General features: G+C 51.0%; 1 protein-coding gene. It reads right to left on the reverse strand.

The features are described from left to right. Positions 1-255: ATP-binding protein (locus ACUHMQ_RS21670; protein WP_445297430.1), on the reverse strand; the 255-nt coding region annotated here is incomplete at both ends.

Here is a 255-nt window from a genome sequence, read left to right on the forward strand (position 1 = left end):
AAGATTCATTACCCGTCTCAACGATGTGGCAATGGTGCGTCAGTCGGTCCAGCAGGGCTGTCGTCATCTTGGCATCGCCAAATACACTCGACCATTCCGAGAAACTTAGATTGGTGGTGATGATGACACTGGTGTGCTCATACAGCTTCGACAACAGATGGAACAGCAAAGCACCACCAATCTGACTGAACGGCAGGTAACCCAACTCATCCAGAATGACCAGATCCATGCGCATCAATGTCTGGGCTGTCCGAC

Source organism: Chitinimonas violaceus (assembly GCF_052601015.1).